Source organism: Streptomyces sp. NBC_00210, assembly GCF_045160975.1.
Classification (GTDB): Bacteria; Actinomycetota; Actinomycetes; order Streptomycetales; family Streptomycetaceae; genus Streptomyces.
Genome location: NZ_CP108120.1, coordinates 6,903,507 through 6,928,365, shown reverse-complemented (window position 1 = coordinate 6,928,365; position 24,859 = coordinate 6,903,507). Strand labels below are relative to the sequence as shown.

Genomic DNA, 24,859 nt, shown 5'->3' with positions numbered 1-24,859 from the left:
GCAGGGCTCATCGTGGCCCCTGCACAGGGCACATACGACGAAGGGGGTCGCCGGGGTGCGAGGTCGATTGCACGCGGCGGACGGGCGGCATCTGATGGTGGAGCGGCTGGGAGATCCGCGCGGCAGACCGGTCTTTCTGCTGCACGGTACCCCCGGCAGCCGGCTGGGACCTGCGCCGCGCGGCATGGTGCTGTACCAACGCGGCACGCAGCTGATCGCGTACGACCGTCCCGGCTACGGCGGTTCGGACCGGCTGGCGGGTCGCAGTGTCGCCGATGTGGCACAGGACGTGAGGGCGATCGCCGACGAGCTCGGCCTGGAACGGTTCGCCGTGGTGGGCCGCTCGGGCGGCGCGCCGCATGCGCTGGCCTGCGCAGCCCTGATGCCCGACCGGATCACCCGTACCGCGGCGCTGGTGACTCTCGCGCCACGGGACGCCGACGGGCTCGACTGGTTCGAGGGCATGGCGGCGTCCAACGTGCTGGAGTACACCACCGCGGCGGTCGATCCGGTAGGGCTGACCGAGCGGTTCATCCTGCGCTCCGCCGAGATCAGGAAGGACCCGATCCGGCTGCTCGACGATCTGCGCAGGGAGCTGACCGAGTCCGACCGGATGGTGGTGGCGGACGCGGGCGTCAGATCCATGCTCCTTCGCAACTACCAGGAGGCGCTGCGTACTTCCGCGTACGGCTGGATCGACGACGCACTCGCGTTCTGCAGCCCGTGGGGGTTCGACCCCGCCGACATCAAGGGCCCGGTGATGCTCTGGCACGGCGAGAAGGACGTCTTCTCGCCGGTGGGGCACTCGCGCTGGCTGGCGGAGCGGATCCCGGGCGCGACGGCCGTACTCGAACCGGCCGCCGCCCACTTCGACGCGCTGCATGCGCTGCCGCGAATCCTGACCTGGTTGCTGGAGCACTGACCGGGGCAGCGCGGTTCGTAACTGGAGGCAAGCCCCCGGACCCCCGAAAGGCGACCTTCGGCCGCTTGCCTCAATCTCCCCCAGACTTCGTCCGGGGGACCCCCGGACGGGCTGGATTCCAGCCCGTCCGGCGATTGAGGACCAGGGTCCGGGGCGGAGCCCGGGGTCACACCGCGAGCGGCTCCAAGTCGCGGTGGACCCTTCGTTCGTCACGTGCGATCCGCGTCAGCGCATGCTCGTCCCCGAGCAGCCGCTGCAGCTCCTCCACCGTCTCCGCCCGCAGCCGCGCCGCCTCGTCCTTGCGGCCGAGCAGCCCGAGCGTGACGGACATGTTGGAGGCGACGCCCAGCACCTCGGGGTGGTACGCGCCCAGCACCTCGCGCAGCCGGGCCACGGTGCGCTGCTCGATCTCCAGCGCCTCCTCCAGACCACCCAGATCCGCAAGCGCGTTGGCGAGGTTGATCGTGCTGAACAGGGCGTGTGGATGGGACTCGCCCAGCACCTCCCGCATCGTCCTCGACACCTTCAGCAGCAGCGCCTCCGCGGCCTCGGGAGCGCCACAGCCCCATTGGAAGATGCCCAGATTGTTGATGGCGGTCAGGGTGTACGGATGCCGCTCCCCCGGCACCTTCGTGTACTGGTCGACGACTTCCTGCGCCAGATCCCGCGCGGCCACCGGCTCGCCGGCCGCGAACAGGTCGGCCGCCAGATTCAGATCGCAGGCGAGGGAGTCGGGGTTGGCCGAGGTGTACTTGGCGCGGTACCGATTGCGGGTGGCCGTGGTCAGCCGCCGCGCGTCCTCCAGCCTTCCGGCCCTGCGCAGCGACACCGCAAGGCTCTTGGCCGCCGCCAGCGTGCCCGGGAAGGCCCGGCCCAGCTGCTGCTTGTAGAGCTCGTAGGTGCGGCTGAGCAGCGCGACCGAGTCCTCGTACCGTCCGACTTCCCGCAGGTCCCGTGCCAGGTTCATGGCCGATGAGAGCGTGTACGGATGCTCCGGGCCCAGCACCTCGGACCGTCGGTCGAAGACTTCCTGGTCGATCTCGCGCGCCCTGGAGTACTGCCCGACCATGCGCAGATTCAGCGCCAGGTTGTTCGCGGCCGCCAGGGTACGCGGATGTGACTCGTGGAAGATCTGGCTGAAGCCCTCATGCGCCTCGGTCGCCAGCTCCATCGCCCTGCCGTACTGGCCGAGGGTGCCCAGGTCCATCGCGAGACCGCTGGTGGTCATGTACGTATGCGGATGGGACGTGCCCAGCACGGCCTGCTGGCGCTCCAGGGTCACCTCGTCCAGCTCCTTGGCCTCCACATAGCGGCCTTGCGAGCGAAGGATGTTGGAGAGGTGGAAGCGGAGGTAGAGATACTGGAGATCGTCGTTGCCCAGCATCTCGCGCCAGTTCTCGCGCAGTTCGTCGGCGAGCGTGTAGGCCGTGTTCAGGTCGCCTCGCTTCCACAGATAGCGCACCCGGTCGATCAACAGCCGACGGGTCTCCGGCTCCTTGCACAACCGGGCCTCGGAGGTGCCCAGATGCGGCCAGATGGTGGCGAACCGCGGCCAGGTCTCGGGGTTGTCGATCGGCTCGTCGTCATCGGGCCGGGCACCCGCGAGGACCCGGTGGACGGCGTGCCGCGCGTCCTGCTGCTCCTGTTCGCTCAGCTGCGCCCGGATGACCGCCTGCACGAGCCGGTGCACCTGGATGCTGTTGGAGACCTGGTCGACCTTGGCCAGCGCGAACCTGCCGATCTCCCGGATGACCCGGCCGAGCACCAGCTTCTCCTGGAGCGAGGCGTCGTACGGTTTGAGCGCGTCGATCATCTCCTTGCTGTAGAGGAGGTTCGCGGAAATCGGCTCGGGCGCGAAGAAGGCGCAGAGCTGGAGCAGCCGCACCGCGGCGGGCGAGCGTTGCTTGAGCCGTTCGATGGAGACGTTCCAGGTCGCGGCGACCGGCTCGGGGTAGCCGGCCGGCTGGTTCAGCGCGAGGACGCTCGCGGCCTGTTCCTTGAGCTGTTCCAGATACGCGGCGACGGGTGTGGCGGTCTCCGCGATCCAGGCCGCGGCCTGTTCGACGGCGAGGGGCAGATCGCCGACGGCGGTGGCGACCTGGTCCGCGTCCTCGATGCTCAGCCCGCGGGCGCGGCGCTGGAGGTGCTCGATGGACTCCTCGCGCAGGAATACGTCGACGGGCAGCGCGTCCCCGTACTGCGACCACGTCTGGTTCCTGGAGGTGACCAGGATGTGGCCGGGCCCCTGCGGCGGGAAGAACCTCTTGAGCTGCTCCGGGTCGTCGGCGTTGTCGAAGACCAGCAGCCAGCGGGAGGAGGGCACGCCACGCCGCAGCAGGTCGATGGCCTCCTGCGAGGCGGCCGCCATGTCCTCGCCGCCCTGGGCACCGAGCCGGACGGCGAGTTCGGCCAGTCCCGCGACCACGTCGTCGGTCCGCTCGGAGGAGATCCACCACACCAGGTCGTAGTCGGCCATGAAGCGGTGTACGTACTCCAGGGCGACCTGGGTCTTGCCGACGCCGCCGAGCCCGTACAGGGTCTGCGGCTGGGGCAGCACCGCGGCCACCGCCATGCCGCCGCCGAGCTGGTCGCGCATCCGCTCCAGCACCACCGAGCGTCCGGTGAAGCCGGGGTTGCGGGGCGGCGCGTTCCAGATCTTCGGCACGGTGCCGGGGAAGCGCGGCCCCGGCGAGGAGCTGTCGGAGAGCTGGACCGGGCGGTCGAGCGCGCGCAGCAGCGCGGTGGTCGCGTGCACCTCGTCGAGCCGGAAGAGATCCACCGGGTTGCGGTCGATGTAGGGCGTGGTGAGTCTGACGTCGCCGACCCGGAGCGGCAGCAGATGGTGTCGGCCTCCGCCGGGGTCGTCGGCCGCGGCTCGCGTATAGACCTCCACCGCGCGGGAGGACTTGAGATACGCGCTGGACAGCAGCACGACGGTGCGTGCGGCGTTCTCGGCGGCCAGTTCGTCCAGGTCGGACGGCTCGCGCTCCATCGAGACATCGCGCGGCACGACGCGGAATCCGGCCCGGGTGAGCTGGTACTCGACCCAGTCGGCCCACATGCGGTTCTCGGCCACATAGCTGAGGAAGAGGTCGGCGGGCAGGGCGGGCCTGCGCCGGGTGAAGGCATCCCGGATTCTGAGCCTGACCTCCTCGCCGACCGCGGGCATCGAGGTGATCCGCTGGTCGGTGACGACGGCGGTGAGCCGTTCGAACGCGGAGAGCAGGGAGTTGGTCAGACCCGCTTCGTCGCCGAAGGTGGCCAGCGTCTCCTCGTACGCGTAGTAGGGCCGGTACGGAATCTCCACCGCGCCCCAGTAGCTGGTGAGTTCCTCGCCGGCCAGGCCGGTGGGGAAGCGGTCGAACTTCAGCCGGGCCAGCGCACGTCCGGCGTCCGCCTTCTCCTTCTCGCCCTCGTCGATCCGCATCGGGACGGGGAAGATCTTGATGCCGCGGCCGCCGTAACGCTCGTCGATCTGCCGGGCCACCGCGGCGGCACCGTCGATGGACTGGTCGCTCAGGGTGAAGCAGTCCACGAGCACGTCGGGCAGATGGACGGTGCAGATGTCGGCGATGTCGCTCAGGCCGGTACGGCTGTCGATGAGGACGTAGTCGTAGTTGGCCTTCATGTCCTCGCGCAGCGCGTCGAAGAAGTGGCCGCCGCCGAGCCGGTCGTAGAAGTTGTCCCAGTCGAAGGTGGAGACGGTTGCCGAGTACTCGCGGTTCTGCTTGCCCGCGGAGACGAAGTCGAGCGTGCCCCCGTCGGGGAACTCCCAGCCCAGGCTCTCGGGGGTGAGCGAGACGGCGTGCGGCTGGATGCGCGCGTAGTCGAGGTGCCAGTCGTCGCGGCGCGGCTCGGGACTGGTCGCGGCCCAGGCGTACTCGGTGATCAGATCGATGACCCCGGTGGTGGCGCCGAGCGTGGAGGGGTCGAGGAAGGGATGGAAGAAGCGGTGCAGGCCGGGCGCTTCCAGGTCCCAGTCGACCGCGAGGACCCGTTTGCCGTTCGCGGCGAGAATCCATGCCGTGTTGGCCAGGGCCATCGTGCGGCCGGTACCTCCCTTGTACGAATAGAAGGTGACGATGCGTCCGTCACGACTGGCCGTCATCCGTGTCCTCCGCATCGGGGGCGATGTCACGCGTGTTCGGGACGTAGTGCGTGGTGCCGTACTCGGCCATCGGGCCGCGCAGCCGCGGCCGTTCGGACGAGCGGGCTCCCGGGGTGGGGGGTGCCGCGGGCGGGAAGACCTCGGCGTGCCGCAGATACTCCTGGGCCGCCGACTCCACCACCTGGGGCAGGATCTGGCCGAATGCCTCCATGCTGAGCACTCCTCTGGCCGCGGCCCGGCAGGCGGCTCTGCCCTGGCGCATCTGATGCGGCATGGTCTCCTCCAGCTTCTCGACCAGCTCCGCCTCGGAGACCCGGCTCTGCGGGTCGTCGCGGTTCCACGGGACGACGACGCTCACCCAGGGGCGCGGCTCGGCGTCGAAGGCGGCAAGCCGCCGGCGCCGGTCGTCGTCCTCCAGGGCCCAGCGGTCGACGAGAAGTATCTCGGGCCGGGTGGGCGGCTGGTTCGGGTCGGGCGGCGTCTCGTGGTCGAAGGAGGAGACCGTGGCCTGGTAGTTGAGTGAGCGCACCAGGTCCTGTGCGACGTACGCCAACGGGCGTGCGGAGTCCGGGTGGTACGGATTCCAGTCCTGCGACTGCTTGCCGTAGTAGTCGGACGCGCGGCCTTGGGGCAGGTCGTGGCGGGTCGGTGCGGCGACCGTCACATGCATCGGGCGGGGGCCGCCGCTGGGCTTGCCGAAGGCGCTGGGCGCCTGCCGGTAGTCCACGGGGTTGCCGGAGCCGACGCGCGTAGTGTCGGCGACGCTGACGATGCGTTTGGCGAGTTCATAGACTGCAGCTTCGTACTCCTCGGCGAATATGCGGAGTTTGATGAGCCCGTACAGCCCGTCGGTGACATAGCGGTCGCCGAAGGCCCGGTGGTTGAACTGCAACCGCTCGGCGGGGCCGGGGAGTTGCTCGGGCGGCATCGGCACCCACAGGGCGGGGACGATCGCCTCGGCCGGTCTGTTGCTCTTGGCCTGGTGATAGATCGCCCGCTGGGCGAAGGCGTACCACTCCTTGCCGCACATCTCGCTGGCGAAGTACCGCGGCGAGAAGAGCGGCACGAACACCCGGCAGGTGGCCAGAACTTCACCCAGCCGCTCCGACCAGCCCTCCCCCGAGCGGATCTCCCGGTCCATGAACCCGGCGGGAGCCCCGGCCGGCAGATCGGTCATGGCCATCACATGGCCGCACAGATCCCGGAATAACCGCTCCACCCACATGTCAGGGTCCGGGCCGCCTGCCCCGTACCGCGGCGTGTGCGCGTAACTCAAGAAGAAGTACGGCCGATGGTCCGCCGCTCGCTGCGATGAATCTGACACACGACCCCCGTCCTGTGTGAACGCCCGCCCCCACACCCAGCATCGATGAGAGATGCAGGCGAATTAATCATTCCGGAGCCCGACACACTCCTTCCCCCCGCTGTTCAGTCAATCAACACCGCTTTTCGGTCATCCAGCTCACCGCGTGGTCGACCGCTTCCTTGATCGCGAACAACCTTGCGGGCCTTCCTCCCAGTTGTCCCTTCTGCTCCATACCCCAGGCGAAGGCGTCGCCGATCACATCGAAATCGCTGTCGTTCAGTTCGGCGTCCTTGTACTGCATCCACTGCCTGCCCCCGTCCGGTCGCTGCACTACACAACGGTATGTGCGCAGAGGTGATCCGGTCCGGTATTCGGCGAGATGGAATGCCGTGCACACCGAGAAATCCACATTGATCATCAAAACCTGCGCCCCTGCCCGGTACAGAGCTCCCAGCGGGGAGTCCTCACCGAGGTGGGAAGTCAGCGGATGCTCGGCGAGCAGTTCCGCGGCGCGCCGCCCCACGGCGGCGAAAGAGGTCTGCGGATGGGTGCTGCGGACGGCACCGTCGGCGGTGCGCACGGACTCGGCCAACCGGCCCATCCGCTGGCTGGGCGTGGTGGCCGCGTCGAAGGCCGGCATTTCCGCCCGGAAGGCCGCCGCCTGCTCGGGTGTCATACCCCGCACCGCGGCGAGGTACGAGGGCGAGGTGTCGGAGTTCAACGTGGTGAACGTGGGGACCACCAGCGTGCCCTCCTCGCCCAGCACATCGATCAGCGTGTCGCGCACGACCGTGGCGTGCAGCCCGGTGGCGCGCAGGGAGGCGTGGACGAGCAGTGTCATGCCGTCCCGTACGCCTAACGCGCGCAGTGACCGCGCCAGCTCGCTGCTGCTCGCCGGCTCAGCCATTGCCTGTCTCCTTCCGGAGCTCGTCCAGCAGACGCCGCCCGCCGACGGTCAGCTCCGCCGCGCGCTCCAGGGTCTGAAGGGCACGCCCGGCCTGCTCGGCCCCCGCCGGTTCGAAGGCCGCGAGGCCCACTCGTTCGTACGTCCCGGCCAGTAGCTCGGAGGCGGTGACCGGCTCGTCCTGCCAGGGGGCCGGGTGGCGCCACAAGCCGTCCTGTGCGTACAGATCCGTGACTTCGACGAGCGCATGCAGTTTGGCGCGCCGGAAACCGCGCAGCAGATCGAGCGCCAGCCCGCGGGCCGTATCGGGCAGCGCGATCCCGAGCGCTCCATAGCCGTGGCGGCCCTGTGCCGGCTCGCCTGCGATCAGCGGTGTCAGCGTGGTCAGACAGTCGGCGGCCTCGGTGGCCTGCTCGGGAACGGTGTGGCGCAGGAGCCCCCAGGCCTCGGCCAGCCGTCCGCTCCACTCGGCCGCCTCGCCGGCGCCGAGCCGCTTGCGCACGGGCACGCCGAAGCAGTCCCGGTACGGGTCGAGGTCGTCCAGCCGCAGAGCCGGCGTGCCGTCGCCGCCGAGCGTGCGCACGGGCCGCCACAGGGCGCTCTCCCGGCCGGTGTGCACATGCTGCGGCTCGCGGCCGCCCACACGCACCAGGAAGCCCCTCTCGGCCACGCTCAGCTCGGCCACGCCGTGCTCCGCGCCGTCGGTCAGCCTCAGCTCGCCGAGCGTGGGCAGGCAGAGCCTGCCGCCCTGGTACGGCACCCGGACGGAGGTCTCAAGACCGCCCCGGACGACCGCGGCCGCGAGGTACGACGGCAGCCGCAGCGCGAGCGCGGCCGTCTCCGGCTTCCCTGCCCGCAGGGCGGCCAGCGTCTCCTGCAGCCAGGTGTGCGTGTACGGATGGCCGTACGCCACGTCGAGCGCATCGCCCTGCCCCTCCAGGGCGCACGCCAACTCCCATGCCTCCTCCCATGCCTCGCCGCCGATCCCGTCGAGCTCCAGATGGAGGTCGGCGAGCAGCATGCGCGTCACGTCCTGGTGCTGGGCCATGAGCTCGCCGGGATCGGTGACCGCTGGGGACACGGTGGTGGCGGCCGTGCGCTGCTCGATGCCCCGGATCAGCGCCTCGAGGTCGGTGCAGTAGACGGAGGTGTTGTCGAAGTCGCTCCGGGAGCTGTAGCGGTGGGTGTAGAGCCCGCCGCCGCACGAGCGTACGACCGGGCACTGGCGGCAGGTCTCGCTGACGCCCGCGAGACCCAGCTGGCGCGCCCTGACCCCGGGGTGGGCCGCCACATCGTCGAAGGCATGCGTGAAGACGTCGAACCCGGTGGCTGCCGCGCCTTCGTAGGCGCTCTTGAGCGAGTCGACCTGCTCCAGGGTGCCGTCGGTCTCGACGACGACGAGGTCGGTGGGGGCGAGGCCGAGGGATTCGGTGAGGCTGGGGCCGCCGCCGAGGGTGGAGAGTACGGACTCGAAGAGCCGCACCGGCACGTTCCTGCCCTGCCGGTCCCAGCGGTCGAAGACGGTCAGGATCCAGTCCGCATAAGCGGTGGGTGAGCCGTCCGGGCGGCCCGGCGGATCGTCCCAGGTGGCGTGCGGCAGGAGGAAGTCGATGCGCGGGGGATCCAGCTCGGTGAGGGCGTCGTACACGGCGAGGGGGTCGTTGGCCACGTCGATGGTGCACAGAAGACCGAGGTAGAGGTGGCGGTAGCGGTCCTGCCGGAGGAGGTCGACGGCTTGGAGGACCAGCGGATGGCTGGTGCGGCCGTCCGCGAAGCGGCGATGGCGGTCGTTCGCGCGTCTGTCGCCGTCGAGGGAGATGCCGACCTTGACGTCGTACTCACTGAAGAGGTCGAGGTAGCGGGGACTGAGCTGTAAGCCGTTCGTATGGATACGAAGGTCGAGTTCGGCGACTCCGTCGAGGGCTCCGGTGAGCTCCTCGCAGACGCGTCGCAGACGCTGAGGCCCGGCCAGAAGTGGCTCCCCTCCGTGCAGGATCACTGACACGGAGGGCAGGGCATGACTCTTGGCATGCTCGGCCAGTCGCAGAGCTGTCCAGGAAATCGCTTCGTCAGAGATTGCCTTCGGGCGGGTACGCCAGCTCTGATCAGCGTGTTCATAGATATAACAGTGGTCACATGCGAGATCGCATCTGCTGTGAACCTTCAATACGATCTCGCGGAATGGGACCAGGGGTCCAGTCATTCCGCCAGTCTAGAGCGCCGAGTTGAAGGTGGCGGTACGCAGCGAGCGGTCGGCGGGGGTCGACAGGACTCGGGCCAGCTTCCTGGCGGCGTCGTCGCCGCGCACATCGATCTGCGCCAGTGGAACGCGGTTCTTCTTCGCAGCGGCGAAGGACGCTGAGGTCTGAAACGTCATGGGAGGCCGTCCTTGATGTTGTGTCCAGCACAGGTACCACGCACCGTTGCGATGCTGGCGGCACGACTTTACTCTCATGGCCACCCGCAGCAACTCAGCACGTGGAGACGGAACAAAAGCGTTGCATCGCATTCTCGCAGGAGAGTACGGAACAAGCCATTCCGCCTAAAGAGTGAAGACAAAACTGCAGACAGGGGTGCGCATGACCGGGTTTCCCGGCCCACTGCAAAGCATGGTCTTCCGTAACAATGATCTGCCGGTTCTCTTCCATCATACGGACGCAATAGCGATCTCGCGCCAGCGTGAGGCCGTCAGCGCCACCCGCTACCAACTGCTGCTCTTGGTCGCGGGCGCGGCCCTGGCGGCGCTCCCGTCGTCACTGAAGCTCGGTGACACCCTCCAACTACCTGGCGCACTCAGCGCGTTGGCGTACGCCGGAGTGCTGCTGCTCAGCTATCGCTCCTCGCGGCGCAGAGCAAAGTCGCATTGGCAACTTAACCGCTCCGCAGCGGAGTTCATCAAGTCGATGTGCTGGCGGTACTCGGTCCATGGAGCGCCCTTCGACTCCAACTCCACCGACGCGGACGAACTGTTCACCGTACGACTGGAGGAAGGGCTGCGCGAGCTGACGAAGGTCGGCTGGGAGGACCCGCGCACAAGCGTACGGGAGGTGGCGGCCGGAGAGCTGATCACGACACCGATGCGACTGCTGCGCGCCAAGGCATTCAGTGTCCGCAAGGAGACCTATGTGAGGGACCGGCTGATCGAACAGCGCAACTGGTACCACCGCCGCACAGAGATCTCCCGCCGCGCCACGCTGCTCTGGTCGGCCTCGATCGGCATGCTCACCGCGCTCGCACTGTTCTTCGCGCTGTTGCGGACGTTCTCACTCGCCGAATCGGTGGACCTGGCGGGCCTGTTGTCGGCGGCGGCTGCCGCATGTCTGGCGTGGAGCGAGATCCGCCGCCATCAACCCCTGATCGCGGCCCACTCGTTGGTGGAGGAGGACCTGGCGGCGATGCATACCGCGATGGAGACGACGGTGACGGATGCGCAGTGGCCTTCGGCGGTGTACGAGACGGAGCGCATCGTGTCGCCGCAGCACACGGACTGGCTCGTCAGGCACAGGAGTTGAGGTCCTGTCCGGCCGATCAGGCCGGACAGGCCCTAGAGGCGTTGCAGGCCCTCGCGCCAGATGACTGTGACCGGCTTGCCCAGGTGGCGTGCGTAGCGGACGATGTCGCCCGTGCCGCCCAGGCCGCGGGCCGGGTGGCCGTCCCAGACCGCGAGGAGGCGGTCGCAGTTGTCCGCGATATAGGCACCGGCCGCGTAGTACGCCTCGTCGGTGGCGTACGGGAAGGCCAGCTGGACCTCCCGGGTGGCCCGGCCCCTGAGGTGCTGGAAGTGGGCAAGCTCCTCGGGGACGGTGAAGCCGTCCTGGTAGTCCCCGCTGGGAATGACCACGGTCAGCTCGGCGCCGCAGGCCAGGGCGATGTCCGCGAAGAGCTGGTCGGCGCCCGCCGCGAGGCTGGAGAGGGCTTCCATCGAGCCTTCGTGGCCGCGGAGCACCGCGTGCATTCCGGCGCGGATATGGGCGTAGCCCTCGGGAGGAATTCCTCTGTGGCCGGTCACTCCGATGCGTTTCACTGACCCGCAACCCCCGTCCCTACAGTGCCCGACCGCACTGACATCCTCTCAAAAGGGGACGCGACGTCGAGCCCCCGTCCTGTCATACGGACGAGGGCTCGACTGCTGCCGACTGCAGGAGTGGTGCGTCAGTAGACACTGACTCCATAGGCGCTGAGGGCCTCGGTGACCGGTTGGAAGAACGTCGTGCCACCGGAGGAGCAGTTGCCGCTGCCGCCGGAGGTCAGGCCGATGGCCCGGCTGCCGGAGTAGAGCGGGCCGCCGCTGTCGCCCGGTTCGGCGCAGACGTTGGTGCGGATCATGCCGTAGACGATGTCGCCGCCGCCGTAGTTGACCGTGGCGTTGAGGCCGGTGACGGTGCCGCTGTGGATGCCCGTGGTGGAACCGCGGCGGGTGACGGACATGCCGACGGTGGCGTTGGCCGCGCTGGTGATGTCCTGGCTGCCGACGGTGCCCGGGTGGGCGAGCGAGGTGTTGGAGTAGCGCACGATGCCGTAGTCGTTGCCCGGGAAGCTGGATCCGGCCGTGGGGCCGATGCTCGTGGTGCGCGAGGAGTTGGTGTACCAGGGCGGGTTGCCGTCGGTGCAGTGGCCGGCGGTGAGGAAGTAGTACGTGCTGCCGCTGCGGACGTTGAAGCCGAGCGAGCAGCGCCAGCTCGTCGCGTAGATCGCGTCGCCGCCGGAGATGAGCTTGGAGAACGTACCGGAGGTGCGCTCGATACGGAGCGCGCCGGCGTTGCTCCCCGCCGCACGCTTGATCTTGGCGATCTCGGCCTGGGAGACGGTGCTGTCGGCCGTGACGACCAGGCTCTTGGTCGCGGGGTCGATGTTCCAGGCGGTGCCTGCCACATCCGCTTCGAGTACGGCGTCGCTCGCCGCGGTCAGCTGGTTGGTGCTGAAGGTCTGAGCCTGGTTTGCGTTGGCCGCGGGGACGACGAACGCTGCGGCGGCGATCAGGCCAGTGGTGACGGCGAGCAGACGCGTACGTCTCGCCGTGCCACTGCGTGGGGTGGTGCGCTTGATCCTCACTTGTCGTTCCTCCATGGGGGAATCGGGGGCCCGTTGTGGGGTTCGGGGCCCGTGAGGCGCAGCCATGGAGCACACGTGGAGCCTGTCCGGTTTCCGAACATGCCGTGCCCCTGACAAGCGCTGTTCGGGAGTATTCGTGGGCTCAACTACCCGCGCAAGGGCGCTTTTCGGCCGCGGCGTGCCCACGGCAAGCGGCCCCGGTGGCTCAGTGGCCACCGGGGCTGCGCGCTTGTCTCCGCCCCCTGAGACGGGTCAGCGGCCCAGAAGGTTCCGTTCGCCCGCCGGGACGCCGACCGGGAGCGTGTTGCCGGGCGGCGGGAAGGGGCAGAGGAAGTGGTCCGCGAAGGCGCACGGCGGCAGCAGCGAACGGTTGAAGTCGACGGTCACCGCTCCTCCCCCAGACTTCGTCCGGGGGGAGGCCCAGGCGGGTGCGGCGGGCCGCAGAAAGCGGAAGGGGTAGCTGCTGTCTCCGCTGGTCGCATCGGCGAAGACCGCCCACAGCGAGCCGTCCGGCTCGACTGCCACCTCGAGGGTGCGCTCTTCGCCGTCGAGTTCGAAGGCGATCTCTCCACCGAGCCCCAGACCCCGCTCGCGTCCGTCCGCGTTCTGCACACTGACGCTGCGGTGTTCCGCGTACGGAGTAAAGCGTCCCGGCAGCGCCCAGCGGGCGTCGTACTCGGTCGCCTCGATGCCCTTGAACGCCTGGCGCGAGGGGGCGTCGGGGTCGAAGTCCCGTACCGCCCACAGCCCTTCGCGGCGCAGCAGCACCAGTCGCCGCTCGCCGTGCGCGATCCGGGAGTCCGGGGTGGGGCCGTGGTCCGCGGTGAGTCGGACCTCGCCGGTCAGCGGGTGTCCGTCGACGCTCAGACCGTCCTCGGGGGCGGCGGTCAGCACCACCTCGTCGCCGTCTTCGCGCCACTGGCCGGGGACGGCCGGAATTCGACCTTCCGGGTAGTCCGGGAGCCAGTGCGTGCCGGTGAGGGAGAGTGGTCCGTACGGCGCCGAGACCGCGGCGGTGCGGTGCTCGTGCCAGCTCTTCCACTCGTGCGCGGCGTCCGGTGCGGCATCCGCTGTGGCATCCGCTGTGGCATCCGAGTGTGCGTCTGTACTCATGTGTTCAGCCTTTCCACACCGGCTCGCGGAGCCCGAGGTGCGAGCGCAGCGTCGAGCCGGCGTACTGCGTACGGAAAGCCCCGCGCTCCTGGAGTAGCGGTACGACCTGCTCGACGAACTCGTCGAGGCCGCCGGGGGTGAGTTGGGGGACGAGGATGAATCCGTCGGCCGCACCGGTCGACACGAACTCGTCCATGGCGGCCGCAACGCTGCTCGCGGTGCCGATGAAGGACTGCCTGCTGGTGGTCTCGATGACGGTCTGCCGTATCGACAGGCCCTTGGCCTGCGACAGCGCCCGCCACTTGGCGGCGGTCGCAAAGGGGTCGCCGATCCGCACCCGGCCCTGGACCAGCGTCGAGTCCGGGTCCGGATCGATGTCCGGGAGCGGTCCTTCCGGGTCGTACGAGGAGAGGTCGCGGCCCCAGACCAGTTCGAGGGCGAGGATCGCGTTCTGCGGCGAGACCTGCTGACGGCGGATCTCGGCGGCCTTCTCCTGCGCCTCGGCGTCGCTGTCGCCGATGACGAAGGTGACCCCCGGCATGATCTTGAGGTCGCCGGGCTCCCGTCCGTGGGCGGCGAGCCGGGCCTTGACGTCGGCGTAGAAGGCACGCCCCGCCTCCAGCGTCCCGTGCCTTCCCGGGGGACAACCCCCGGACCTCCAGCGGGCAAAGACTACGTCCGCTGCGGATGCGGCGAACTCACGGCCGTCGTCGGAGTCGCCCGCCTGGATGACGACGGGGTGGCCCTGCGGCGAGCGGGGAACGGTGAACTCGCCCTCGGTCGCGAAGTGCCGGCCGCTGTGGGCGAAGGGGCGGGGACGGCCGTCGGGAGCCCAGGAGTCCCAGAGCATACGGGCGACGGAGACGAACTCGGCGGCGCGGGTGTAGCGGTCGACCCGGTCGAGATAGCCACCGCGCCGGAAGTTCTCCCCGGTGAAGGCGTCCGAGGACGTGACGACGTTCCAGGCGGCCCGGCCCCCGCTGAGATGGTCCAACGAGGCCAGCCGACGGGCCAGTTCGTACGGCTCGTTGAACGTGGCGTTGACCGTGGCGGCAAGGCCGAGCCGGTCGGTGACGGCGGCGAGCGCGTTCAGCACCGTGATCGACTCGGGGCGGCCGACCACGTCCAGGTCATGGATCTGGCCCTTGTGTTCCCGCAGCCGCAGCCCCTCCGCGAGGAAGAAGAAGTCGAACAGTCCGCGCTCGGCGGTGCGCGCGAGATGCTCGAAGGACGAGAAGTCGATCTGGCTGCGCGAGCGCGGGTCGGCCCAGACGGTGGTGTTGTTGACGCCCGGGAAGTGGGCGGCGAGATGCATCTGTTTGCGGGTCGTCATGCCGTTCCCCCGGCCTGTGCGTACTGGTTGGCGGGCCGGGCGAGTCCCAGATGCTCGCGGAGCGTGCCGCCCGGATAGAAGGTGCGGAACAGACTGCGGTGCTGGAGCAGCGCGACGGTGCCGTTGACGATCCGCTCCAGGTCGCGGTGGGGTGCGATGGGCGCCAGATGGAAGCCGTCCACCGCCGCCTGAGCGTGCCACCCGGTGATCAGTTCGGCGAGGTCGACCGGGCCGCCGCTGAAGTGCGGGCCGCCGGCGAGCCGAGGGCCGCTGTCCAGGCCGGGCTCCGGCGCGGCCTCGCTCTCGCCGAGGTCGACGGCGAGCGAGACCAGCACCCGCAGGGTGGCCGGGTCCCGGCCGCTTTCCTGTGCCCGCCGGCGTATGTCGTCGCGGAGCGCGGCGGCCTGTTCCGGTGCGCCCGCCCGTACGAGAACGACGTCGGCGTGCCGGGCCGCGGCCGCTCTGGCCGGCTCCCCCGTGCCGTCCGCGACGATGACGGGACGGCCCTGCGGCGGCCTCGGCACGATCGAGGGACCGCGCACACTGAACGTGCTGCCCTGGAAGTCGACATGATGCAGCTTGTTGCGGTCGATGAAGCGACCTGTCGCTCTGTCGCGGATCTCCGCGTCGTCCTCCCAGCTGTCCCACAGCCGGGCGGCGACATCGGCGACCTCGCCGGCCTCCTGCCACAGGGCGTCGCCGGGCGCGGCCGGGCGGCGGCCGAAGAGCCGGGCCTCGGCCCCGGTGGTCGACACATCGACCTGCCAGCCCGCGCGGCCGCGGCTCACCCAGTCGAGGGTGGCCACGGCCGCGGACACATGGAAGGGCTCGGTGTGCGTGGTGGTCACGGTCGGCACGAGACCGATCCGTTCGGTGGTGGGCGCGACTCTCGACAGCACCGCGAGGGCGTCGAGCCCCGGCCGGGCGAACGAGTCGCCGAGGGTGACGAAGTCGAGGGCGCCCTGCTCGGCGAGACGGGAGAGAGCGACGTAGTACTCGGCGTCGTACCTGGCCGGGCCGTCGAGGGCGACGGCCAGATGGAGCGGGCGGGGGGTGGCGGACATGACGATGAATGCCTCTCTGGAGCCCTGCGCCGGTCAGTTCTTGGTCTTGGGCAGGCCCAGCGGGTTGATCTCCGACTTCGCGACCGCCTCGCTCGAGAGCCCCCAGCGCTTGAGCACCTTGGCGTACGACCCGTCCTTGATGATCTGGTCGATCGCCGCGGCATACGCCTCGACCAGGCCACTTCCCTTCTTGGTCGTCGCGGCGATCTTGCCCTGGACCTGGGAGCCGCCTCCCGACAGGGTGCCGATGATCCGGGTCTGTCCGGCCGAGGCCACGTGGTACGCGGCCGTCGGGTTCGGCCCGAGGTAGGCGTCGATCCGGCCCGACTGAAGGGCGAGGTAGTAGTCGGTGTCCTTCTGGAAGTACTTGATGTCGACGGGCTTGAGGCCTGCCTTGACGTTCTGCTCGCTCCAGTCGACGAGGATCTTCTCCTGGTTGGTGCCGGAGGAGACGGAGATGGTCTTCCCTGCCACGTCCTTCGGCTCCTTCACCCGCCAGTTGGCGCCCTTCTTCGCCTCGAAGGCCAGATTGTCGAGCCGGTAGGTGGCGAAGTCGTACTTCTCCTTGCGCTCCTCCGTGACCGTGACATTGGACAGGACGCCGTCGAACTTGGAGCTGTCCAGACCGACGAAGAGGTTCTCCCAGGAAACCTCCTCGAACCGCGGCTTCAGGCCCAGGGTGTCGACGATCAGAGTGGCGATGTCGATCTCGGCGCCGATCCGCGTCTTGTCGTCGGTCGCATAGAAGCCGAGCGGTGGCGAGGCGTCGGCGCTGGCACCGATGCGGATCGTGCCGCGCTTACGGATCGCCTCGGGCACCTTGGCGGCTATGGCGTCGACCTTCTTGCCGCGGATGCGGTGCTGGTCGGGCGAGATATTGATGCCCTCGCCCCCCGCGCCCTTGGGCTTCACCGCGTCGGTCGTGGCGTCGCCGGTGCCTGTGCAGGCGGCGAGCAGGGTGGAGGCGGCGATCACGGCGACGGCGGTGGCGAAGGTGCGGCGGGTGTTCACGTGGAAACTCCTTGCAGACATGGGTGGTTCACAGGACCTTGGAAAGGAAGGCGCGGGTGCGCTCGTGGCGGGGGTTGTCGAGTACGTCGGCGGGGGCGCCCTGCTCGACGATCCGGCCGTCGTCCATGAAGATCACGGTGTCGGCGACCTCACGGGCGAAGCCGATCTCGTGGGTGACGACGATCATCGTGGTGCCCTGGTGCGCCAAGTCCTTGATGACGTCGAGGACTTCGCCGACCAGCTCGGGGTCGAGGGCGGACGTCGGCTCGTCGAAGAGCAGCAGTTTCGGCTCCAGGGCCAGCGCGCGGGCGATGGCGACGCGCTGCTGCTGCCCGCCGGAGAGCTGCTTGGGGTAGGCGGACGCCTTGTCCTCGAGTCCCACCCTGGCGAGGAGCTTCTCGGCGGTCGCGACGGCCGTCTTGCGAGGCCGCTTCAGTGCGGAGACCGGCGCCTCGATGATGTTCTCGATCACGGTGAGGTGCGGGAAGAGGTTGAAGTTCTGGAAGACGAAACCGATCTGGGTGCGCTGCTTGAGCACTTCGCGCTCGCGCAGTTCGTACAGCTTGTCGCCGGAGCGGCGGTAGCCCACGAGCGAGCCGTCGACGCTGATCCAGCCGCTGTCGACCTTTTCCAGATGGTTGATGGTGCGCAGCAGGGTGGACTTGCCCGAGCCCGAGGGCCCGAGTACGACGGCGACCTCCCCCGTGCGCACTTCGAGATCGACTCCGCGCAGCACCTCCAGCGCGCCGAAGCTCTTGTGCACGGACCGTACGTCGACCATCGCGCTCATCGCGTGGCCCCCTTTGCGAAGTGACGTTCCACGTAGTGCTGGAGAACGGAGAGCACGGTGGTCAGGAGGACGTACCAGGCGGTGGCGACCATCAGCAGCGGGACGACCCGGCCGTTGCGGCCGTAGATGACCTGGACCTGGTAGAAGAGTTCGCCGATCGCCATGACGGAGACGATCGAGGTGCCCTTGAAGAGGGAGACGATCTCGTTGGCGGCGTTGGGGAGGATCGAGCGCATCGCCTGCGGCAGCACGATGCGGCGCAGCCGGCGCAGCCGGGGGATGCCGAGGGCGGCAGCCGCCTCCAGCTGACCGCTGTCCACGGCCAGTACGCCGCCGCGGACGATCTCCGCCGCGTACGCCGCCTGGTGCAGGGCCAGTCCGAGGACGGCCGCGCTCATCGCGCCGACCAGGCCCATCGTGTCGAAGGAGAAGAAGCCGGGCCCGAAGGGGATGCCGAACTGCAGCTCCTTGTAGAGGTAGGGTAGGCGAGGTTGAACCAGAAGAGCAGCTGCACGATGAGCGGGATGGAGCGGAACGCCCAGATGTAGGTGAAGGCGACCCACTTGAGGAAGGGGCTCGCCGACAGCCGCATGAAGGCGAGGACGATGCCGAGGGCGAAGCCGATCACCGTGCCGTAGAAGGTGAGCTGGATGGTGATCCAGACGGCCTTGAGGATCACTTCGGCCGTGAAGAACTGCGCGAAGACCTCCCACTCCCAGCCGGGGTTGGTGGCCAGCCCATGCAGGAACTGCACCAGCAGGATCGCGGTGGCGGCGACGGCGGCCCAGCGCCAGGGGTGGCGTACGGGCACCACCTTCAGCGCACCGTAGTCCACGGGTTCCGCGACGGTGGGCGGTGGCGCTTTGGCGACAGGTGGATCGCTGGTCAGCGACATGGGGTCCTCACGTTCGTACGTACGAGACAGGGGGGTGGGTCTCAGGGCGCTCGGCGCTCGGGCGTTCAGGCGTTCAGACGCCCAGACCCTCACGCGCTCAGGCGCTCAGGCGCTCGCGACAGGCGAGATCGCGAAGCAGAGCGAGCGCGCTGCGTGCGGTGGCGTCGTTCTGCCGGAAGGCGGGGCCGCCCGTGCGCGGCCGGGTGAACGCCCCGCTCGCGCGGGCGGTGGTGTGCGGGCCGAGTGCGAAGCGGCGTGGATGCGGGCGGCCCTCACGGTCCAGCACCCGGCCGTCCTCGGGGTCCACCGAGAGCAGTCCGCCGGGGGTCGCGGCGGCACCGTCCGCGTACAGCGCGCGCAGCAGCGGGCTGCGGGTGCGCTCCAGCGAGGGCTCCGGCAGCCGGGCCTCGACCAGGGCCCGCGCCTCGATCCACTCCCCCGGCACGCTCGCGCTGCCCGCCCGGAAGATCCCGCGCCGCTCGTCGGCCTCGACGGTGACGCCCGCGCCGAGGAAGCGGACGACGCCCGCACGGGAGAGCGCGAGGAGCTGGCGCAGCCGAGGTCCTGGCGGGCCCGATGCGAGATAGCTGAAGAAGCCGTGCCACCAGCCGCCGAGGTCGCCGAGCCGGATCAACTGCCCGTAGACGGAGAGCAGTCCGAGGAAGACGGCGAGGTCCTCGCTGTGGCCCGGGTCGTGGTGGCGTTCGAGATCGGCCGCGATGTAGCCGCGCAGCCCGTCCTGGAGTACGTCGTACGAGGCGAACCGCATCCCGTCCAGGGGGTGGTCGAGCGCATCGAGGTCGAGACGGTCGGCCGGGTCGGGGACGGAGGCGGCGACAAGGGTGAGCAGTTCGGGGCTGCCGGGCTCGGCAGCAGCGTACTTCTCCTCGAAGTCGGACCAGTTGACCGACGTGCGCTCGGGATGGGCGGTGAAGAGCCGGTGGTAATGGGCATGGCCGAGCTCTTTGTCGATGAGTGGCCAGACGTCACGCCGGAAGTCCGGACGATCGGACCGACTGAGCAACATGTCGACTTCCGCCGGCCCGAAGAAGCGGGGCAGCGGGGGCCGTTCGCCCCGCCAGGTGTAGCCGATCTTGGAGTGGTACGGGACACCGCGCCGTGATCCGACGTACAGCACCGGCTCCCGGCCCGATGGCACATACTCGCCGTTCTCGTGCCGTCCGCCGCGTCCCTCGGTGAGCAGCACCATCAGATCGATGAAGGCGAGACCGAAGCCGCGGACGATGACCGGTTCGCCGGCCGGGAGGACGGAGAGATCGCTGTCCGCGGTGAAGTCCGGCGGCAGATGGAGCAGCTTGTTGCGTCGCGCGAAGTCCGCCAACTGCACCTGTTCATCGTCGAGTTCGGCGTCGAGATGGCCCAGGGTGAGCACGACGAGATCGGCGCTGAGCGGCTCCGTACGCCCTTCGAGCCGGACCCGCTGGCGGCCGTCGCGCGGACCGCTGACGCGCAGCGCCCGCGCCCGGTGCTCGTGCACGGTGACGGTCGGCTGCAGAGCGGCCACCGCCTCCTCGTACACCCAGCGCAGATACGCGCTCTGCTTCTGCCTGCTGGGAAAGGACTGGCCGTCGAGACCTGCCCACTCCGCGAGCGTGGGGCCCGGCACTACGGGCCCGTCCAGCGTCACCGTGTCGTCGGTGAACATGGTGACGTCCTCGGCCATGGAGTTCATCCACAGCAGCGGGGACTGCTCGTGCCGCCAGATCCGGCCGCCGCCCGGCGGATGGGGGTCCACCAGATGGATGTCCAGCGGCAGATCGGAATACAGCTCAGGGGCGTTGGCGGCCAGCCGCTCCAGGAAACCGGTCCCCCGCGGACCGGCTCCGATCACGACGACGGACGTCATCGCGCACCTGCCGTGCCGCGTGCGTAGTACTTCTCGACATTGTGCTGTCCGACGCTGAGCACCGAGGGCTGTACGGCGTCCCTGGCGAGCTCGCCCACTGGGGACGCTGGAGGCGCTGGAGATTCGGGGGTCCCGGGGAGGGTGTCTGTGGGCACAGCCATACGAAGGCTCCGTGGATGCAGAGATCGAACACGGGAATGCCTTCACCGGAAAACACAACGTGGACCGAGCCCCTCAGCACGATCCGTACCTGAGGCTGGGGGGCGGCGCGGCCCGCTGTCAAGCCTGTCCACACTGTGAGCCGTATGTCTCAGGGCAGTTGACGCAGAAACGGATGCCTGTTCCACTTAGCCCATGCATTCGCAGCAGTGGCTGGTCACGCGCTCCCACATCGACTTCGGTCGCGTGTGGTCCTCTTCCTGTTGAGCTGACCCCGCTGCTTTTCCGACGCATCTCCGCGTCGTCTTTCCGCGCCTTCACTCACACAGCACCGCGCGTCTCACACCCCTCCCCTCGCCACTCCCTGTTTCCTTCTGCCTGCTCGAAGAAGGGCACGCATGACGTTCACCCCGAGCCGTGGTTCCGCGCTGTCCGTGCACCGGACCACGGTCGACGACCCCCTGGCCCGCCCGCTCCTCGATGAGCTGGCCCACGAGTACACCAGCCGGTACGGCTCCGCCTCCGATCTGGAGCGCTACCCGTCCGAGGAGTTCGCTCCGCCCGGCGGCGCGTTCGTGCTGCTCCTGGAGCAGGGCCGGCCCGTGGCCGGAGGTGCGTACCGCCGCTATGACGCGAGCACCGCCGAGCTGAAGAGGATCTGGACGCACTCAGCGCACCGTCGCAGGGGCCTTGCCCGGCGCGTGCTGCAGGTGCTCGAACGGGAGGCCGCCGAACGTGGCTACTCCCGGATCCATCTGACCACCGGACCTCGTCAACCCGAGGCCAAGGGCCTCTATCTGGCCGCCGGATACCGCCCGCTCTTCGATCTGTCCGCAGATCCGGAGTCGATCGGCCACCTGCCGTTCGAGAAGCATCTGGAGACCCACGCATCATGAGCAGGACACGCCACGCCGGGGCGCCACCTATCTGGAGGACGGCAGGACCATCGTCGGCCAGGACAGACAGGCTCAAGACGGACGGGACGTACGACCGGATCCTGAAGAAGTGGGGCACCACCGAGTCGGCGATCGAGAAGTCCGAGATCTCGCCGCCCAAGATCAAGTGAGCTGACGCCGGGTCAGCAGCCGTCGCAGGGGCAGCAGCAGTCACAGCCGCCGCAGTCGGGGCAGTCGCAGTCCCGGCAGCAGCCTTCCCGCTTCTTGCGGGACCAGGGACCTTCGTACTCCTTGGCGCAGCAGATCTGGCAGGTGCAGAAGAGGCCGGTGAAGACGGCGCAGCCGGCCAGGAAGCCGCGCTTCTTCGGCTTCGGCGGTTCGCCGCCGAACTGGGGAGGCAGCCCACCGGGGCCGCCGGGCCCGCCCGGCGCTCCAGGGTTGCCGCCGCCGTAAGGACCCCCGCCGCCGTAGGGGTTGTTCGTGTTGTACGGCCCGTAGCCGCCGCCCTGGTGCGGATTTCCGTGCTGGGGCGGCTGCTGCCCTCCGTACCCCGCGTGCGAACACGTCGTCGTGGCGAACGCCCGGTTCACCGAGTTCCGCAGCTCATGGGCGAGCAGCACATGCACAAGACCGTCGTCCACGAAACGCGCGTCGCGCAGCGCGAGGCGCACCCCGTGCACCGCGTCGTCGGCCAGTCGGCGCGCCTCGGCGAGCGAGGTGCCGGTCGCGGTGAGCGGATTCCAGGCGCCCGACGCTGCGTCAGCTTCCCTGTCCTCCACGGCATCCAGCAGATGAGCAAGGCGCCCGAAGAGCTTTCCGGCCTCGGCGAGCGGGGCTGCGTTCTCGGGCCGCCCGGCCAGTACGGCGGTGTGGGCGAAGGCGGCCGCAGTCGCCGTCTCGGTCGGTTCGGTCACCGTCAGCAGCGAGGTGCCCGGGCCGGCCAGCGCTTCGATGCCGCTCTGCCGGTCGACCGCGTCGAGCAGCACCGCGGTGTCGAAGCCGAGCTCGGAGCCGGTGCGCGCCCCGGCGCGGCCCCAGCCGGCGGCGACCTTGCGGGCGGCGGCCGCCACCGGCCTGCGGGCCAACACGCCGTCCCGGTCGGCGACGTGGTCCCGTACCTTCGCCGACGCCAGCACCAGCGAGACGGCGGCCGCGAGCCGCGCTCCCTCGCCCCTGGCGACGGGCGCGGTACGCATGGCGCGCAGTGGACAGGGGCCTGCGGTGCGCCGGGACGCCGGGGTGCGTTCGGTCTGAGCCTCCGTCAGAACCGAGACGATCAGGCCGTCGTAGTTGGTCACGACCCTTGCGAACTGCCCGTGGTCGGCGCGAAGTGCCAGGCAGAGCCCGCAGAGATGGGCCATCCACTCGGTCTTCAGCCCGTCGCCGAGGTGGTGAGTGCATGGTCTGACGATTCCGAACACGACGTCCCCCGAGAGTCGTTCAACAGTGCGGCACGCATCGTATCGAGCGATCCGTTCACCTGTGCGTCTCCGACGTCACCCGTCTGGCCGGACTTTCATATTTTGGGCTGATCATGCTCCGCGTGCGGGAAGAACCTTGACGAATCGACACATCTTCTGCACCAGTACCGTCACGAATCCCCTGTGCGGCGACTATCCACTTGGCGCGCGATCCGCATTATGGACGACCATAGGGGGATGCGGAACGGACAGAAGACCGCAGAGAGCGGACTGCAGTGAAAGGAGGCGTCCATGGGATCTGTGCGCAAGGCAAGCGCCTGGCTGGGACTCGTCGAGGACGGCGACGAGCGTTACTACGACGACGAGTACGCCGAGGGTGCTGAGGCCGCTGACGCGTGGGTCACCGACCCGCGGGTGCGCGTGGCCTCCGAGTCCGCCGAGGAAGCGGGCCGCCGGATCGCCACGGTGTCGCCGGACAGCTTCCGGGACGCCCGTGCCATCGGTGAGCTGTTCCGGGACGGCGTCCCGGTCATCGTCAACCTCACGTCCATGGAGCCCTCCGACGCCAAGCGCGTGGTGGACTTCGCCGCGGGACTGACCTTCGGGCTGCGCGGCTCGATCGAGCGCGTCGCCACCCGGGTCTTCCTGCTGAGCCCCGCCGACACCCAGGTCGTCAGCGGGGAAGCCGCGGGCCGCGGGCAGGACGGGTTCTTCAACCAGAGCTGAGCATGGGGGCACCTCCCAGCGGTAGCTGGGGGAGCTCGCCGGCCGACGGGCCCGTCCGACGCGGGACGCGGGACACGGGCTGCCGGGTCACCGGAAGGCGTCGAGGCCGGTGAGCGCCTTGCCCAGCACGAGCTGATGCATCTCGACGGTGCCCTCGTAGGTGAGCACCGACTCGAGGTTTGTCGCATGCCGCATCACGGGGTACTCCAGCGAAATTCCGTTCGCACCCAGGATGGTGCGCGAGGTGCGACAGATCTCGATCGCCTCCCGCACATTGTTGAGCTTTCCGAAGCTGACCTGCTCCGGGCGGAGCCTGCCCGCGTCCATGCGACGGCCCAGATGGTGCGCGAGCAGGATGCCCTTGTGCAGTTCCACCGCCATGTCCGCGAGCTTGGCCTGGGTGAGCTGGAAGCCGCCGATCGGCCTGCCGAACTGCTCGCGCGTCTTCGCATACTCCAGTGCCGACTCGAAGCTGGCACGCGCGGCCCCCATCGAGCCCCAGACGATTCCGTAGCGGGCGTGCGTGAGACAGCTCAGCGGGCCCTTCAGACCGGTGACGTCCGGCAGTACGGCGTCGGCCGGCAGCCGCACGTCGTCCATGACCAGCTCGCTGGTGACACTGGCGCGCAGCGACCACTTGTGCTTGATCTCGGGGGCGGAGAAGCCCGGGGCGTCGGTCGGTACGACGAAGCCGCGAATGCCTTCGTCGGTCTGCGCCCATACGACGGCGACCCCGGCCACCGAGCCATTGGTGATCCACATCTTGCGGCCGGTCAGCACCCAGTCCGAACCGTCGCGCTTGGCGAAGGTGCGCATACCGGCCGGGTCCGAGCCGTGGTCGGGCTCGGTGAGACCGAAGCAGCCGATGATCTCGCCCGCCGCCATGCCGGGCAGCCACCGCTGCTTCTGCTCCTCGGAGCCGAAGCGGTGGATCGCGTACATGGCGAGCGAGCCCTGTACGGAGACGAGCGAGCGGATGCCGGAGTCGGCGGCCTCCAGCTCCAGGCAGGCGAGTCCGTACTGGACGGCGGTGGCGCCCGCGCAGCCGTACCCCTTCAGCGACATGCCGAGCGCGCCGAGCGCGCCGAGCTCCCGGGCCAGTTCGCGGATGCCGGGCAGCTCGCCGCGCTCGTACCAGTCGGCGATGTACGGCAGCACGCGGTCGGCGGCCCAGTCGCGGACGGTGCCGCGGATCGCCAGGTCCTCGGGGTCGAGCAGATCGTCGATGCCGAGAGGATCGCTCGGGTCGAAGGGTGCGGGCTTCGAGGGTGCGGACATGACGTGGCCTCCGG

The 24,859-nt window shown here is 69.3% G+C and carries 20 protein-coding genes and 2 pseudogenes; 5 read left to right on the top strand and 17 right to left on the bottom strand.

Annotated features, from left to right (window positions below; genetic code table 11):
- Positions 1-55 precede the first annotated feature (55 nt).
- Positions 56-922, top strand: a complete 867-nt coding sequence (locus OG729_RS31345) for an alpha/beta fold hydrolase (protein ID WP_360885366.1) — start codon at positions 56-58, stop codon at positions 920-922.
- A 166-nt stretch (positions 923-1,088) separates the two neighbouring features.
- Here OG729_RS31345 and fxsT read toward each other — a convergent pair whose 3' ends face one another.
- The 5 genes from fxsT to fxsA all read right to left on the bottom strand — a co-directional run bounded on the left by fxsT (position 1,089) and on the right by fxsA (position 9,617).
- A complete protein-coding gene (gene fxsT / locus OG729_RS31340) occupies positions 1,089-5,030 on the bottom strand; it encodes an FxSxx-COOH system tetratricopeptide repeat protein (RefSeq protein WP_360885370.1) in 3,942 nt (1,313 codons plus the stop codon).
- Entirely contained in the window at positions 5,014-6,354 is a 1,341-nt protein-coding gene (locus tag OG729_RS31335; protein ID WP_405809258.1) for a TIR-like protein FxsC, read from the bottom strand. Before OG729_RS31335 ends, fxsT begins: the two co-directional genes overlap by 17 nt.
- A gap of 112 nt (positions 6,355-6,466) precedes the next feature.
- The gene (locus tag OG729_RS31330; RefSeq protein WP_405809256.1) at positions 6,467-7,243 is read right to left on the bottom strand and encodes an aminoglycoside N(3)-acetyltransferase; all 777 of its coding nucleotides are present in this window, start codon (positions 7,241-7,243) and stop codon (positions 6,467-6,469) included.
- A complete protein-coding gene (gene fxsBH / locus OG729_RS31325; protein WP_405809255.1) occupies positions 7,236-9,443 on the bottom strand; it encodes a radical SAM/SPASM protein FxsBH, inactivated beta-hydroxylase extension form in 2,208 nt (735 codons plus the stop codon). Before fxsBH ends, OG729_RS31330 begins: the two co-directional genes overlap by 8 nt.
- Before the next feature lie 9 nt (positions 9,444-9,452).
- Positions 9,453-9,617, bottom strand: a complete 165-nt coding sequence (fxsA, locus tag OG729_RS31320; protein WP_360881503.1) for an FxSxx-COOH cyclophane-containing RiPP peptide — start codon at positions 9,615-9,617, stop codon at positions 9,453-9,455.
- 232 nt (positions 9,618-9,849) lie between these two features.
- On the opposite strand from fxsA, the gene OG729_RS31315 reads away from it, so the two are divergent.
- A complete protein-coding gene (locus OG729_RS31315) occupies positions 9,850-10,752 on the top strand; it encodes a DUF4231 domain-containing protein (protein ID WP_360881525.1) in 903 nt (300 codons plus the stop codon).
- A gap of 32 nt (positions 10,753-10,784) precedes the next feature.
- Here OG729_RS31315 and OG729_RS31310 read toward each other — a convergent pair whose 3' ends face one another.
- The 10 genes and pseudogenes from OG729_RS31310 to OG729_RS31265 all read right to left on the bottom strand — a co-directional run bounded on the left by OG729_RS31310 (position 10,785) and on the right by OG729_RS31265 (position 20,526).
- Entirely contained in the window at positions 10,785-11,264 is a 480-nt protein-coding gene (locus tag OG729_RS31310) for a hypothetical protein (RefSeq protein WP_360881501.1), read from the bottom strand.
- Between the two features lie 128 nt (positions 11,265-11,392).
- Positions 11,393-12,292, bottom strand: a complete 900-nt coding sequence (locus tag OG729_RS31305) for a S1 family peptidase (RefSeq protein ID WP_405809254.1) — start codon at positions 12,290-12,292, stop codon at positions 11,393-11,395.
- Positions 12,293-12,544: 252 nt separating this feature from the next.
- Positions 12,545-13,405 carry a DUF1684 domain-containing protein gene (locus tag OG729_RS31300; RefSeq protein WP_405809253.1) on the bottom strand — a complete coding sequence of 287 codons (861 nt, stop codon included), beginning with the start codon at positions 13,403-13,405 and terminating at the stop codon, positions 12,545-12,547.
- A gap of 4 nt (positions 13,406-13,409) precedes the next feature.
- Positions 13,410-14,720 carry an NtaA/DmoA family FMN-dependent monooxygenase gene (locus OG729_RS31295; RefSeq protein WP_405811352.1) on the bottom strand — a complete coding sequence of 437 codons (1,311 nt, stop codon included), beginning with the start codon at positions 14,718-14,720 and terminating at the stop codon, positions 13,410-13,412.
- 14 nt (positions 14,721-14,734) lie between these two features.
- Positions 14,735-15,802 (bottom strand): LLM class flavin-dependent oxidoreductase, encoded by a 1,068-nt coding sequence (locus OG729_RS31290; protein WP_405809251.1) that lies wholly within the window; start codon positions 15,800-15,802, stop codon positions 14,735-14,737.
- A 33-nt stretch (positions 15,803-15,835) separates the two neighbouring features.
- Entirely contained in the window at positions 15,836-16,813 is a 978-nt protein-coding gene (locus tag OG729_RS31285; protein ID WP_405809250.1) for an ABC transporter substrate-binding protein, read from the bottom strand.
- 28 nt (positions 16,814-16,841) lie between these two features.
- Positions 16,842-17,594 carry an amino acid ABC transporter ATP-binding protein gene (locus OG729_RS31280; protein WP_360881521.1) on the bottom strand — a complete coding sequence of 251 codons (753 nt, stop codon included), beginning with the start codon at positions 17,592-17,594 and terminating at the stop codon, positions 16,842-16,844.
- Between the two features lie 5 nt (positions 17,595-17,599).
- Positions 17,600-18,498 (bottom strand): annotated as a pseudogene (locus tag OG729_RS31275) (amino acid ABC transporter permease).
- Between the two features lie 97 nt (positions 18,499-18,595).
- Positions 18,596-20,365: an FAD/NAD(P)-binding protein gene (locus OG729_RS31270; protein WP_405809248.1), complete on the bottom strand. Its 1,770-nt coding sequence runs from the start codon at positions 20,363-20,365 to the stop codon at positions 18,596-18,598.
- Complete coding sequence (locus tag OG729_RS31265) at positions 20,362-20,526, bottom strand: hypothetical protein (protein WP_360881487.1); 165 nt, start codon at positions 20,524-20,526, stop codon at positions 20,362-20,364. The genes OG729_RS31270 and OG729_RS31265 overlap by 4 nt, the downstream gene beginning before the upstream one ends.
- Positions 20,527-20,922: 396 nt before the next feature.
- Between OG729_RS31265 and OG729_RS31260 the strand changes: the two genes are divergently transcribed.
- Together OG729_RS31260 and OG729_RS31255 are read left to right on the top strand one after the other, a co-directional pair.
- Positions 20,923-21,420, top strand: a complete 498-nt coding sequence (locus tag OG729_RS31260) for a GNAT family N-acetyltransferase (RefSeq protein ID WP_360881485.1) — start codon at positions 20,923-20,925, stop codon at positions 21,418-21,420.
- Between the two features lie 56 nt (positions 21,421-21,476).
- A pseudogene (locus OG729_RS31255) lies at positions 21,477-21,590 on the top strand (ABC transporter substrate-binding protein); the annotation flags it as partial.
- Between the two features lie 12 nt (positions 21,591-21,602).
- Here OG729_RS31255 and OG729_RS31250 read toward each other — a convergent pair.
- A complete protein-coding gene (locus OG729_RS31250; protein WP_405809246.1) occupies positions 21,603-22,841 on the bottom strand; it encodes a DUF5685 family protein in 1,239 nt (412 codons plus the stop codon).
- A gap of 291 nt (positions 22,842-23,132) precedes the next feature.
- Here OG729_RS31250 and OG729_RS31245 point away from each other — a divergent pair, with 291 nt between their 5' ends.
- Positions 23,133-23,567, top strand: a complete 435-nt coding sequence (locus OG729_RS31245; protein ID WP_360881481.1) for a cell division protein SepF — start codon at positions 23,133-23,135, stop codon at positions 23,565-23,567.
- 87 nt (positions 23,568-23,654) lie between these two features.
- On the opposite strand, the gene OG729_RS31240 is transcribed toward OG729_RS31245, so the two are convergent.
- Positions 23,655-24,845, bottom strand: a complete 1,191-nt coding sequence (locus OG729_RS31240) for an acyl-CoA dehydrogenase family protein (RefSeq protein ID WP_405809245.1) — start codon at positions 24,843-24,845, stop codon at positions 23,655-23,657.
- Positions 24,846-24,859 lie beyond the last annotated feature (14 nt).